The sequence below is a fragment of the Corynebacterium tuberculostearicum genome (assembly GCF_046097465.1).
Classification (GTDB): Bacteria; Actinomycetota; Actinomycetes; order Mycobacteriales; family Mycobacteriaceae; genus Corynebacterium; species Corynebacterium tuberculostearicum_I.
In genome coordinates this window covers 2,157,363-2,170,203 of the sequence record NZ_CP175799.1, presented here as the reverse complement: position 1 = coordinate 2,170,203, position 12,841 = coordinate 2,157,363, and the positions used below count along the sequence as shown (strand labels likewise).

The window sequence follows — 12,841 nt, the reverse complement described above, 5'->3', positions numbered from 1 at the left end:
CCTGGTTTCTGGATTGAGGGCGTGCCGTGTACACTATGGCAAGTCCCCCGCGCCCGTGGCGGAATTGGCAGACGCGCTAGATTTAGGTTCTAGTGTCTTATGACGTGTGAGTTCAAGTCTCACCGGGCGCACAATCGGCGCCGTCGGCTCGCAGAGCCGGCGGCGCTTTCGCACATCACCGCCCGCATAGTCGCCCTAAGATGGTCATCATGAAAAAGCTGCTTTCCACCCTTATCGCCGTCATTCTCATTGCCGCCGTGGCTGCCGCCGCGGTGTTCATTTGGCAGGTGCGGGAACCGGTGGAAGTGGAGACCGAATCGAGTAATACCAAGGTCATCAAGGCCGTGGAGCGTGAAGAGCAGGTGGTGCTCGTCTCGCTGGGCATCGAGGGCCTATCGGAGGAATCCGCTACCAGCAAGCTGTGGAATTGGCAGGTACCGGGCAGCGAGCGCACCCAGTACATCAAGTACTCCTACCGCGCGAAGTTGGGCATCGAAGGTTCGCAGGTTCAGGTGGAAGAAGAATCCCCGCACCACTTCCGCGTGGAGATCCCCGAGTTCATTTTCATCGGGCACTCGGATGAGAATTTCGAAACCGCGGTGGAAGACAACGGCGCGTTGAGCTGGATTACCCCGGATATCGATAAGGCGGAAACCATCACCAAGATCCTCAACGAGGACAAAAAGAAAGAGGACATCGCGGATAATCGCGATGTCCTCCAATCCCAGGCCAAGCAGTTCTACACCGGCATTATTTCCGGCGTGGACCCAGAGGCCGAAGTGGACTTTTCCTTTCGCTAACTAGTCCACCTCGGTGAACTTGCGGTCCCACGAGGAGCGGACCGGGTTGGCATCGGCCAGCAGGATATCGAAGCGGTCGTTGGCAATTTCTACGATTTCGCCCAGCGCGGTGCGGTTTTCCTGCTCCGGGGAGTTGGCCAGGCGGCGCACGCCGGCATCAATGACGCGCTCGACGGTGTCATTGGTATCCAAATAGGCCACAAACGGCATGTCAAAGCGCTCGCGGTAGGCGGCGGAAAGCTCGGTGATGCGCTCGGTCTGCACATCATCCAGGTCGGTCAGACCGAGGGAGCCGCGGTCAGCGGAGATGGTGGCGGCTTCGTCGGCGTCGGCAAGCAGCAGCTCATCCATGGCCGGGTAATCGTGGATGAGGGCGGCGCGGCGGGAATCATCCGCGGTCAGCACGGCCACCTGAATGGCCGCGCGCAGCTCATTAACATCGCCGAAGGGACGCGACTCCCACGCCAGCTCCAGCGGCCAGGTCTCGTTATTAAACAGCGGGCGCAGTGCGGAGACGAATTCCTCGCGGGAGGCGCCGTTGAGCTGCTGGAGGCTCACGCTCTTGCCGACGGCCCGAGACACCTGCGTTCCCTGCTTGCCTCCTGTGTGGAAGAACAAAAGGTTGAGCACGATGGCGGTAATCGCGCCGATGGACATGCCAGAGGAGACGAAGGTTTGCGCCCACTCCGGGAAGGCGGTGGCGATATCCGGCTTGAAAGTCACCAGCATGGCCAGGCCGAGCGCGGAGGTGACGATGACGGAGTTGCGGCCATCAGAAAGATCGGCCTTGGCGATGGTCTGCAGACCCACCCACGCCACGTTGGCAAAAAGCGCCAGGGAGGCGCCGCCGAGAACGGGGGAGGGGATGGAGGCTACGACCGCGCCGGCCTTGGGCAAAATGCCCAGCACCATCATGAACCCGGCGGCGGCAACGGCCACCCAGCGCGACTTCACGCTGGTCAGGCGTACCAGGCCAACGTTTTGGGCAAAGCAGGTATAGGGGAAGGAGTTCATCACGCCACCCACCAGGGTGGACAGGCCATCGGCGCGAATGGCACGCACGACATCATCGCGGCGGATGCGCTTTTTTACGATCTCGCCGGTAGCAAAGACGTCACCGGTGGTCTCTACCATGGTGATGATCATGACGATGATGAGCGAGAAGATAGCCACCAGGTCAAACTTCGGCATACCGAAGTAGAACGGGGTAGTAATGCCGAGGGCGGGGGAGGAGGAGACCTCGTCAAAGGAGGCGTCGCCAAGCACGAGCGCCACGCCCGTGCCCAAGACTAGGCCGATGAGCACGGCCAGGGTGCCCAGGAAGCCGGAGGAAAAACGCTGCACCAAGATGATGACCGCGAGCGTGCCAAAGCCATAGAGCAAGTCGCGGGTGGCCGGCACGCCCTCGGCGTAATTGACAAAGTCATTGGCCGACACCCCCAACAGCGACGTACCCATGACCAGCAGGACCGAACCGGTGACCACCGGCGGAAAGAAGCGCAGCACCTTGCCAAAGACCGGCGCCGCGAAGAAGGTAAAAAGGCCGGCGACAATAATGGCGCCATAAATGGTTGGCAGCGAGGCCACCCCACCCGCGCCGTCGGTCGCGCCCAGGCCGATGGCAATAATCGGGGAGACGGCCGTAGTAGTCACGCCCTGCACGATGGGCAGGCGCACGCCTATGCGCTTGCCGACGCCCATGGACTGAATGATCGTCGCAATGCCACAGGTCAACAGGTCCGCATTAATGAGGTGGATGGTCGTTTCCGCATCCAGATTGAGCGAGCCGGCAATGAGCAGCGGGACGATGACTGCGCCGGCATAAAACGCCAGCACATGCTGTAAACCCAAGGCGGCTAGTTTGGGGGCGGGTGGGACGATATCTACTGGATGCTTGGGCTGGGAAGCCACGAAGTCCTCCTTTGTGCGGAAGCGAAGCTGAACGGGATTAACAGTAGAGGTTCGCGCAGGTAGCGGCCAAAATTTAGTGGTGATGAGGAACACGTTCGGGGCTATTTCACCCCCGATGGAAGACGTACGTGCGTACTGCATAAAATCACTCACCTGCGAAACAACACGACCGGTTTATTACTTAGCTTTCAAACGTTTGCGAGACTTGTTATTACCAGGGAATTGGTCAACAATTGAGGCCAGAGGGGCTTGGTGCTGTGGCTCGAAGAAAGCGGCATTTATCCCCTGCTAGAAATTCGCCCGAAAGAAGGGAATTATGACTACCGCAACGCAGCCTCAACAGTTTGAAGCTTGGAAGGGATTTGAGTCCGGTCCGTGGACCGAGGGCATCAACGTCCGCGACTTCATCCAGCGCAACTACACGCCGTACGACGGCGACTCCAGCTTCCTGGCAGGCCCGACCGAGAAGACCGAGCGCGTCTGGGACACCCTGGAAAAGAAGTACCTGTCCGTCGAGCGCGAGCAGCGCGTTTACGACGTTGACACCCACACCCCGACCGATATCGACGCCTTCCCGGCCGGCTACATCTCAGAGGACGACGACGTCATCGTCGGCCTGCAGACTGATACCCCGCTGAAGCGCGCCATGATGCCGTTCGGTGGCTGGCGCATGGTCAAGCAGGCTATCGCCGAAGCGGGCAAGGAAGTAGATCCTGAGGTGGAGAAGATCTTCACCCGTTACCGCAAGACCCACAACGATGCGGTCTTCGATATCTACACCCCGCGCATCCGCGCTGCTCGTTCATCACACATCATCACCGGCCTGCCGGATGCTTACGGCCGTGGCCGCATCATCGGCGACTACCGCCGTGTCGCACTTTATGGTGTGGATTACCTGATCGAGGAAAAGCAGGCTTCCCGCGATTCCGTCGCAGATGCTGGCTTCTCTGAGCACTGGGCACGCTACCGCGAGGAGCACTCCGAGCAGATTAAGGCCCTGAAGAAGCTCAAGAAGATGGCCGAGTCCTACGGCTTCGACATCTCCCAGCCGGCCAAGACCGCTCACGAGGCAGTACAGTGGACCTACTTCGGCTACCTGGCTTCCATTAAGTCCCAGGATGGCGCCGCAATGTCCATCGGCCGCCTGTCCGCCTTCTTCGATTGCTACTTCGAGCGCGACCTCGCCGCTGGCATCATCACCGAGGAAGACGCCCAGGAGATCATTGACTCCCTGGTTCTCAAGCTGCGTATCGTTCGCTTCCTGCGCACCATCGACTACGACCAGATCTTCTCCGGCGACCCATACTGGGCAACCTGGTCTGACGCTGGCTTTGGCAACGACGGCCGCCACATGGTCACCAAGACCTCCTTCCGTCTGCTGCAGACCTTGGTCAACCTTGGCCCATCACCTGAGCCAAACATCACCATCTTCTGGGATCCGAAGCTGCCAGAGGGCTACAAGGAATTCTGTGCCCACATCTCTATTGAGACCTCCTCCATCCAGTACGAGTCTGACCGCCAGATTCGTGAGCAGTGGGGCGACGACGCCGCAATTGCTTGCTGTGTCTCCCCGATGGAAGTTGGCAAGCAGATGCAGTTCTTCGGCGCTCGTGTGAACGCCGCAAAGGCTCTGCTCTACGCCATCAACGGTGGCCGCGATGAGGTATCCGGCAAGCAGGTTGTCGAAGGCTACGAGCCCATCAAGGGCGACGGCCCGCTGGACTTCGACGAGGTATGGCAGAAGTACGAGGAGATGCTGGACTGGGTTGTTGGCACCTACGTAGAAGCCCTCAACATCATCCACTACTCCCACGACAAGTACGCCTACGAGGCAGTCGAGATGGCGCTGCACGATTCCAATATCGTCCGCTCCATGGGCTGCGGCATCGCCGGCCTGTCCATCGTCGCCGACTCCCTGGCTGCTATCAAGTACGCTAAGGTCACCCCGGTACGCGACGAGACCGGCCTGATTACGGACTACGTCACCGAAGGTGACTTCCCGTTCTACGGCAACGATGATGACCGCGCCGATGATATCGCCGCTACCATTGTCCACACCGTGATGGAAAAGATTAAGGCCATCCCGATGTACCGTAATGCCATCCCAACCCAGTCCGTGCTGACCATTACCTCGAACGTGGTCTACGGCAAGGCAACAGGCGCCTTCCCGTCGGGCCACAAGGCCGGCACGCCGTTCTCCCCAGGCGCTAACCCTGAAAACGGTGCTGACAGCCACGGCATGGTTGCTTCCATGCTGTCCGTCGGCAAGCTGGATTACAAGGACGCCTTGGACGGCATCTCGCTGACCAACACCATTACTCCTTCCGGATTGGGCCGCACCCCAGAAGAGCGCATCAATAACTTGGTGGGCGTTCTGGATGCCGGCTTCATCATGGAGAAGTAAAAACCACTAACCCCCCTCAACCATCTCGAAAAGGAGAAAATCATGGCAACCCCAACTTTCGAAGACCGCATGTCTGCAATGAAGGCAAACCGCGATGCACACCAGATGAACTCTGGTCTGTACCACGCAAACATCAACGTGCTGGACAAGTCCACCCTCGAGGACGCCGTTGAGCACCCAGAGAAGTACCCGAACCTCACCGTTCGCGTCTCTGGCTACGCTGTCAACTTTGTCAAGCTGACCAAGGAGCAGCAGCTCGACGTTATCTCCCGCACCTTCCACCAGGGTTCCTAATCATGGCTGATGGCGTTACTGGTGTCGTTACCCTCTCTCCTGAAGAGGGAGAGCGAGTCCGCGGCGCGGCCGCGGGCCTGGGAGACGACGCTCAATTCGATGACATTACCCGCCCCGAACTCATGGAGGCGCGCCGTACCGGCGATATTGCCCTCGTGCACTCTTGGGAGCTCGTGACCGCCGTCGATGGCCCGGGTACCCGCATGACGATGTTCATGTCCGGCTGCCCACTGCGCTGCCAGTACTGCCATAACCCAGACACCTGGGAGATGAAGACCGGCACGCTGGAGCGGATCGAGGATGTGGTCAAGCGCATTAAGCGTTATAAGCCAATCTTCAACGCTTCCGGTGGCGGTCTCACCATCTCCGGTGGTGAACCCCTCTTCCAACTTTCTTTCACGCGCCGCGTGCTGAAGGAAGTTCACGATGCGGGCATTCACACCACCATCGATACTGCTGGTTATCTCGGTGCGCGTTTGCGTGACGAGGACCTGGACAATATCGACCTCGTGCTTCTCGACGTCAAGTCGGGCGACGAGGAAACCTATCGCAAGGTCACTCAGCGCGAACTCCAGCCCACGCTGGACTTCGGCGACAGGCTAAACAAGATGGGCAAGGCGGTGTGGATCCGCTTCGTGGCGGTGCCAGACCTCACGGACTCGCCAGAGAACGTGGAAAATGTGGCCAACATCGTGGCGCGTTGGAAATCCAACGTTGAGCGCGTTGAGGTCCTGCCTTTCCACAATATGGGCAAGGACAAGTGGGATAACTTGGGCATGAACTACCAGCTAGCTGACACGAAGCCACCGAAGCCGGAGGATGTGGAGAAAATCCGTGACGTCTTCCGCTCGAAGGGTCTGGAAGTCCACTAGCCTGGGAGGACATGACCTCCTATCGCCGCTTCGGCCACACAATTAAAGAGCACCACCTAGAAGTCCCGTGGGATTATTCCAATCCCCACGGGACTTTTGGGCTTTACGCCCGCGGGCGGATTCTAGGGGTCGTTGCAACGATGATGGTTAGTTTGGTTTGATGCTACCGGTTTGTGTGAGGGCGTTGGTCATGACTTCGGCTGGGGTGCGCCAGTTGAGTGCTTTGCGTGGTTTGTGGTTGTGAATGTTGGCGATCATTTCTAGGTCCTCGGCGCTGTAGATGGACAGGTCGCTGTTTTTGGGAAGGTTTCTTTTAAGCCTGCCGTTGGTGTTTTCGTTGCTGCCGCGTTCCCATGGTGATCCTGGGTGACAGAAGTAGATGGGAATGTCAGTGGCCATGGTAAAGGCTTTATGACCAGCCATTTCGCTTCCTTGGTCCCAGGTAATTGATGACCAGATAGCTTTATCGATTCCTGTAACTGCCTTGTGCAGGGCTGTGAATACTTCTTTGCTGGTATGCCTTCCCGGTAGGTGGCCAAGGACAACAAATCGGCTAACGCGTTCTACTAGCGTGATTACCGCTGATTGGTTGTTTTTACCGAGGATGAGGTCGCCTTCCCAGTGGCCTGGCAAAATACGTTCACTTACCTCATCTGGCCGGTCGTCTATGAGGATCATGTCGTCGACGAAGCGTTGCTGGGCAGGTGTGCTGGAGCGGGTTTGGCGTTTCTTGCGTTTCTTTCTACCTGTCGGCAAGTCCAAGCCAAGGTCTTTGAGTCTTCCTTTGGCCTGCAGGTAAAAGGCGTCATAAATCGTTTCGTGACTAATGCGCATGTCCTTATCAGTGGGGTAGTCGATGGGCAGGCGATTAGAAATCTCCTCAGGTGACCATTGTGCCCGCAATTGTGCGCATACATAGTCCCATAGCCTTTTGTTGGCTAGTAGTTTCGGTATTTTCGGCCGCAACCTCCGCGCACAGGCCTTTAACTGGGCTGTTTCTGCACGATACGGGCCTTGAGCACTGTGGTTTCTGCGTACTTCACGCTGAATTGACGATGCACTTCGCCCTAAACGGCGCCCAATCTCACGCAGTGGCACATCTTCGCGGAGAAGATCGGCGATGATGACGCGTTCTTCGAAGCAAATGTAGCGATTGCTGATGCGTTTATACGGATCTACCCCGCTAGGTAAGGCGGGAGGGGCAAGCCTTCCGGATTCGATGACATCATGGCGTTGGCGCAGCGCTTTCATAAGTCTGTTATACGTGCTGGCGTCTTCGCCGACGGGTATGAACTCTTCTCGTCGACCCTGGGATTTGGTGAGTCCTTTTTCGAAATCTAAACGCAGTCGACGATCAATTCCTACTGCCGTGCCAGCATCACCACCAGGCAGGCTCGCCAGCCGAAGGCGCAGGTATTCCACTCTTAACTGCGTCTGGCGGACTTTCCGAGCATACTGACTTAACCGGATATGGCACCCAGCTTCCGTAGCTACGGCATACGCAGCGGTAAGATGCATCCCACATCTTTTAGCAGCTTGGCGTACCGACAGTCCGCTTCGGACTAGCTCTACAAGCTGGACAGCCTGGCTGCCGCGGCGATCAACTCGTTTGGCTTTATACACGACTGGCAATCCAAAGGCATGGCAAAAATTCAAAGCATGCCCGTAATGACAGCCAAGCTCACCAGCCGCCGAACGGACACTACGCCCACTGCCAACCAAGGCAACTAAGCCACGACGATCCGATTCAGACAACGAATGAAACGGGCCAACAACCCCAGACACAACAACACCCTCCTAAGGGAAAGTGTTGCAACGACCCTCTGAACTCAAGCGAAATAATCCCTCCCGGCGGCGAGGACCTGCCCGCATTGCTATACCTGCAGGGCGGTCCCGGTTTCCCGGCGCCCCGGCCGTTGGGGCCTACGGGGCTGATTGGCAAGGCTCTAGAGCGCTACCGCGTTATCCTCATGGATCAGCGCGGCACCGGCCGCTCGCACCGCATTGATGCGCTTAGCCCGGCCGCAGAGCGCACTGCAGAGCACTTGGCGTTGCTGCGCCAAGACAATATCGTCCGCGATGCCGAGCGCCTGCGCGAGCACCTCGGACTCGAGAAATGGTCGCTGTTCGGCCAATCCTTCGGCGGCTTTTGCATCACCGCCTACCTTTCCCAGGCGCCCGAGCGCGTCGAGTATGCTTTCTTCACCGGCGGCATCCCCACGTTGAAGGGTGCGGACGAGCTCTACCGCGCTACTTTCAGCAAGCTCAAGGCCCGCCAGCAGCGTTTCTACCGCGAATTCCCGTGGGCACAGGGCCGTATCGAGGAGATCATTTCCCACCTGGACAATTCTGATGAGCGGCTTCCTACCGGTGAGCGCTTGTCCGCACTGCGGTTTCGCACTATCGGCATCGAGCTCGGCCGCGGCACCGGCTTTGATTCGCTGGCCTATCTGCTGGAAGAGCCCTTCCGCACCGTAGCGGGGGAGAAGCGGTTGCGGGGTGATTTCCTGGCGGACGTCGGCCAGCGCGTGAGCTTTGCGGATGCTCCGTTGTACGCCGCAATCCATGAGTCGATTTACGGCGGCGCCGGTGGCCAGGCCGCTACGAACTGGGCGGCGCACCGCGTGCGCGAGGAATTTCCGGAGTTTGCTGAGGTCGGCACCTGGCTGACCGGCGAGCACATTTTCCCCTGGCAGTTCGACGAGGACCCGGCCTTGCACGCGTTTGCCGACGCCGCCCATGGCCTCGCCCGCCACGAATTCTCCCCGCCCTATGCGTTGGGCGAGGTGCCCACCACGGCCGCGGCCATCTACGTCGATGATATTTTCGTCCCTCTCGAGGAGTCCTTGGCTACGGCCGCGCACCTGGGAGACCTGCGGCCGTGGATTAACAATGAGTTCCAGCACAACGGCATTCGCGAGGATGGTGCGACCATCTTGGGGAGGCTCTTTTCGCTTATCGACGATCACTAGCATTTCGCTATTTCCTATGCGAAAATATTAGTGATCATTACGACATTTAGGGAGACTCAATGATTGCCACCATAGTATTAGTCATTATCCTGCTGATTATCTTGGGAACGCTCTTCGATGGTTATTTCATCGTTCGCACTCGCGAAGCTGCCATTCTGGAGCGATTGGGTAAATTCCAAAAGGTGGCGCATGCTGGCCTGCACTTTAAAATGCCGTGGATAGACCGCGTCCGCGATAAGATTTCGCTGCAGGTGCGCCAGCTGGACGTGATGGTGGAGACCAAGACGAAGGACAATGTCTTCGTCCAAATCCCTGTTGCCGTGCAGTACGAGGTAGTCCAGGGTCGCGAGCGCGAGGCGTACTACATGCTCTCCAATCACGAGCAGCAGATTGTGGCCTACGTGCAGGACAATGTTCGCTCTTCCGTGGCGAATATGAACCTGGATGATTCCTTCTCTTCCAAGGACACCATCGCCCGCAATGTTGCGGCCTCCCTGCGCGACAACATGGCCGAATATGGCTGGAACTTCGTCAATACCTTGGTCACCGATATTCGCCCTGATTCCCGGGTGCGTGAGTCCATGAACTCCATTAACGCAGCGCAGCGCGAGCGCGAGGCGGCCGTCGCTCAGGCGGAAGCCGAGAAGATCCGTGTGGTCAAGGAGGCCGAGGGTGCAGCCGAGGCGAAGAAGCTGCAGGGCCGCGGCGTCGCCGACCAGCGTAAGGAAATCGTCGAGGGCATTGCCCAGCAGTACGAGATGCTTCGCGACGCCGGCGTGGAAGAATCCCCCGAAGCCCTCATGCTGGTCTCCCAGTACCTCGACGCTATGGTCGACGTCTCTCACAACGGCCAGGCGTCCGTTCTCTACATGCCCTCCAACCCGCAGGGGATGGGCGATCTTTTCAGCGGTATGCGCGATGTGCTCATGGCCAACCGTGCCCTCGACTCCGCCGAGGAGCCGTCCCAGCGCCGTCGCCCGCAGCCTAAGAAGCCTTCCCGCGCCGAAGAAATCGAGCGCGAATCTAAGCGACAGGCCGAACGCGCTAAGCGCGAAGCCATCGCCGCTTCCCAGCGCGCTGAGCAGCAACGCTCCGAGAACCAGCAGGCAGAGCCGCAGCCGCAGCAGGGCCAGCACTCCACCGCGCAGCCCCAGGCTGCCCGCGAGTACTTCCAGCAGCTGCGCGAGCAATTGAAAAACGAGGACTAGTCCTGAGCATCGATAACCTCTTTGATGCCTATACCGCGCAGCGTGGCATAACCCGCCGCGCGGAGGTAATCCCTGATCACGAGTGCCAGGTATTCGCCAACGACGGCCATCCTGACTCAGGTCGTGATGCGTTAAGCGCCGCGCGCGACCTTGTCCACGACGTTCTTATGGCCGATGACACGCCGAGTAGCGCTACCTCGCAGAGGCAGCGCTAACGAACCCAGCGGACCTTGCCATTGACTCGGGCAAGGCGCCCGCGCAGCGGCGGGGCATTTGGATCATCCTGGTTGACCCCGTTGTGGTAGGGGCAGCACACCGTCAGGTTCTCCATATTGGTCAACCCGCCGTGTTTCCACGCCTTGAGGTGATGGATCTGGGCCTTGTCCGCCGGATGGTTGCACGGCGGCCACGGGCAGGTGGGATTTTCGGCCGCGGCCATCTGCCGCTGTTTCTCGGTGGCGTAACGCGATGTGCGATACAGGTTGACGGGGCCCTTGACGGGGTGGATTAGCGTCGCAAGGCCGTGCTCGGTGAAGGTGCGCTCGACGAGCTCGGCGCCGGAAATGGTGGCGCCATTGGTAAGGCGCAGCGTGACTTCCTCGCCGTCGCCGTCCAGGATTTGGTCTAGGGCGTTGAGCGGGATGATGACGTTAGTGGTGGTGCGCGCGGAGGGCGCGCCGGTGCCGCGAAGTAGGTCGCGGAGGGAATCGAGTGGGCGGTCGGGGTCGAGCGCGGCGTCGAATTCGGCAAGGAAGGCCGAGGGTGCGGTAATCCGCATAGTCCACGGTCCGTTCGGGCGGCGAAGGAGTTGGACGCCTTCGCGGGGTGGCATGCGGCGCGGGCGAAGTTCGCGCAGGCGTTGCTTAGCGCGGCGGGCGATTTCAGAAGCCGGCCCACGCAGGCGGCACAGCTCCACGCGCAGGTCCCACGCCTCACGCTTAGTGCGCACCCGGGAGACGTACTTTTCAATCAGCTTGAGCGTTACGAGGTCGTGGTGCCGGGCGGCTGCGGCTGCGTGGCGTTGCTTGCGGCTGAAGCCGGTCGGGCCGAAGTAGACCGCGGCCAGCGCGCGGAGGTCGCGGGCCTCGACATCCGGCAAGCCCAGCTCGAGAAGGGCGCGTTCAGACATGCCGTGGGCCTCGGCGAGGATGTCCATCGCCGAGGCTATGTGGGTGGCATAGGCCTTCAGTGCGCTCATGGCTGCAACTTTAAGCAGAGCCGGCGGGTAAGCCGAGGCGAAGACGTCCGCAGCTGTGGATAACTTGTTTAAGCGTCAACTGCCCCAGTGGGCCGCAGTGGAAAATAGATACGAAACGAGCATGCGCTTAATCTCTACGACCACAGCATCAAAGCCACTGGGGTCGCCCGCAGTTGCGTAATTGAGCTGCGAGACCACGCTGTGGATAAGGAAGCCGGCCAGGTCAATGCGTTCGTCATCGCTCATGGACGGCGCGAGTGGGGAGAGGATTTCTGACAAGGGGCAAAGCAGCTGACGCTCGGTATCTGCGGCTGTCGCGCGGGTGGCGGGGGTGGATTGCACGGCATGCCACACGGCGCGCCGGGAAGGATCCTCGCGCCACATGCGCGCCAGGTGATCGATGGTTTCATCCAGCACATCGGGCCACTGCACGTCCGGGTCGCGGCGGGAGAAGCGCTCGATTTCGGCCCGGCTGGCGGCCGTGTCTTGGCGGTCGAGCTCGCAGACGAGCACGTATTTATTGGCAAAGAACTGATACAGCGTGCCGATGGGCACTCCGGCGCGGTGGGCGACTTCGTCGACGGTGAAGGATTCAAAGCCGACGTCGACAAGCAAAGTGCGCGCGGCCTGCAGAATGCGCTCGAAGCGCTCGCGACTGCGCGCCTGCGCTGGCCGACGCCGCGGTAGCAGAATCTCTCCCACGCGCTAGCTAAGTCCCTTCATCACGCGGGCGACGTGGCCGGTGGCCTTGACGTTGTAGTGCGTCTGACCGATGGTGCCATCCGGCTCGACCAAGAAGGTGGAGCGGATAACGCCTTGGACCACCTTGCCGTAGTTCTTTTTCTCACCAAACGCGCCGTAGGCGGTCATGACGGACTTATCTGGGTCCGAGAGCAGCGGGAAGTTCAGCTCGTGGTCCACGCGGAACTTTGCAAGCGCCTCCGGCTTATCGGGCGAGATACCCACGACGGAGATATTGAGATCATTGAGCTGTTCCAGGGAATCGCGGAAATCGCAGGCTTCCTTGGTGCAGCCCGGGGTATTGGCGCGGGGGTAGAAGTAGACCAGTACGCGCTGGCCTGCGTAATCGGCGAGGGAAACGGTGTTTCCGGCGTCGTCGGCAAGCGCAAAAGCAGGGGCGGTATCTCCAACGTTCAAACGGTTTTCAGTCATGGTTTCCAC

The 12,841-nt window shown here is 59.6% G+C and carries 9 protein-coding genes, 1 tRNA gene and 1 pseudogene; 6 read left to right on the top strand and 5 right to left on the bottom strand.

Annotated features, from left to right (window positions below):
- The first annotated feature begins 49 nt into the window (after nt 1-49).
- A tRNA-Leu gene (locus ACKFRX_RS10245) sits at nt 50-131 on the top strand.
- A 78-nt stretch (nt 132-209) separates the two neighbouring features.
- On the top strand, nt 210-800 hold the full coding sequence (locus ACKFRX_RS10240; protein WP_234447241.1) for a hypothetical protein: 591 nt from the start codon (nt 210-212) through the stop codon (nt 798-800).
- Here the strand turns inward: ACKFRX_RS10240 and ACKFRX_RS10235 are convergent, their stop codons facing one another.
- Nucleotides 801-2,711: a solute carrier family 23 protein gene (locus ACKFRX_RS10235; RefSeq protein ID WP_408927783.1), complete on the bottom strand. Its 1,911-nt coding sequence runs from the start codon at nt 2,709-2,711 to the stop codon at nt 801-803.
- A gap of 316 nt (nt 2,712-3,027) precedes the next feature.
- On the opposite strand from ACKFRX_RS10235, the pseudogene pflB reads away from it, so the two are divergent.
- Nucleotides 3,028-5,409, top strand: a pseudogene (pflB, locus tag ACKFRX_RS10230) (formate C-acetyltransferase).
- A gap of 2 nt (nt 5,410-5,411) precedes the next feature.
- Entirely contained in the window at nt 5,412-6,281 is an 870-nt protein-coding gene (gene pflA / locus ACKFRX_RS10225; RefSeq protein ID WP_408927782.1) for a pyruvate formate-lyase-activating protein, read from the top strand.
- Between the two features lie 147 nt (nt 6,282-6,428).
- Here the strand turns inward: pflA and ACKFRX_RS10220 are convergent, their stop codons facing one another.
- On the bottom strand, nt 6,429-7,703 hold the full coding sequence (locus ACKFRX_RS10220; RefSeq protein WP_408927781.1) for an IS30 family transposase: 1,275 nt from the start codon (nt 7,701-7,703) through the stop codon (nt 6,429-6,431).
- 401 nt (nt 7,704-8,104) lie between these two features.
- On the opposite strand from ACKFRX_RS10220, the gene ACKFRX_RS10215 reads away from it, so the two are divergent.
- Entirely contained in the window at nt 8,105-9,253 is a 1,149-nt protein-coding gene (locus ACKFRX_RS10215; protein ID WP_408928284.1) for an alpha/beta fold hydrolase, read from the top strand.
- A gap of 59 nt (nt 9,254-9,312) precedes the next feature.
- Nucleotides 9,313-10,461, top strand: coding sequence for an SPFH domain-containing protein (locus tag ACKFRX_RS10210; RefSeq protein ID WP_408927780.1), 1,149 nt, complete (start codon nt 9,313-9,315; stop codon nt 10,459-10,461).
- Between the two features lie 211 nt (nt 10,462-10,672).
- Here the strand turns inward: ACKFRX_RS10210 and ACKFRX_RS10205 are convergent, their stop codons facing one another.
- From ACKFRX_RS10205 to bcp, 3 genes are all read right to left on the bottom strand, one after another.
- The gene (locus ACKFRX_RS10205) at nt 10,673-11,659 is read right to left on the bottom strand and encodes an HNH endonuclease signature motif containing protein (protein WP_408923324.1); all 987 of its coding nucleotides are present in this window, start codon (nt 11,657-11,659) and stop codon (nt 10,673-10,675) included.
- A 75-nt stretch (nt 11,660-11,734) separates the two neighbouring features.
- The gene (locus ACKFRX_RS10200) at nt 11,735-12,361 is read right to left on the bottom strand and encodes a TetR/AcrR family transcriptional regulator (protein ID WP_408923325.1); all 627 of its coding nucleotides are present in this window, start codon (nt 12,359-12,361) and stop codon (nt 11,735-11,737) included.
- A 3-nt stretch (nt 12,362-12,364) separates the two neighbouring features.
- Nucleotides 12,365-12,832 (bottom strand): thioredoxin-dependent thiol peroxidase, encoded by a 468-nt coding sequence (gene bcp / locus ACKFRX_RS10195; RefSeq protein WP_408923326.1) that lies wholly within the window; start codon nt 12,830-12,832, stop codon nt 12,365-12,367.
- Nucleotides 12,833-12,841 lie beyond the last annotated feature (9 nt).

Bases quoted from the DNA above. Each gene is read 5' to 3' on its own strand.
- ACKFRX_RS10210 (WP_408927780.1), top strand. From the start codon at position 9,313: ATGATTGCCACCATAGTATTAGTCATTATCCTGCTGATTATCTTGGGA.
- pflA (WP_408927782.1), top strand. From the start codon at position 5,412: ATGGCTGATGGCGTTACTGGTGTCGTTACCCTCTCTCCTGAAGAGGGA.
- bcp (WP_408923326.1), bottom strand. From the start codon at position 12,832: ATGACTGAAAACCGTTTGAACGTTGGAGATACCGCCCCTGCTTTTGCG.
- ACKFRX_RS10240 (WP_234447241.1), top strand. From the start codon at position 210: ATGAAAAAGCTGCTTTCCACCCTTATCGCCGTCATTCTCATTGCCGCC.
- ACKFRX_RS10205 (WP_408923324.1), bottom strand. From the start codon at position 11,659: ATGAGCGCACTGAAGGCCTATGCCACCCACATAGCCTCGGCGATGGAC.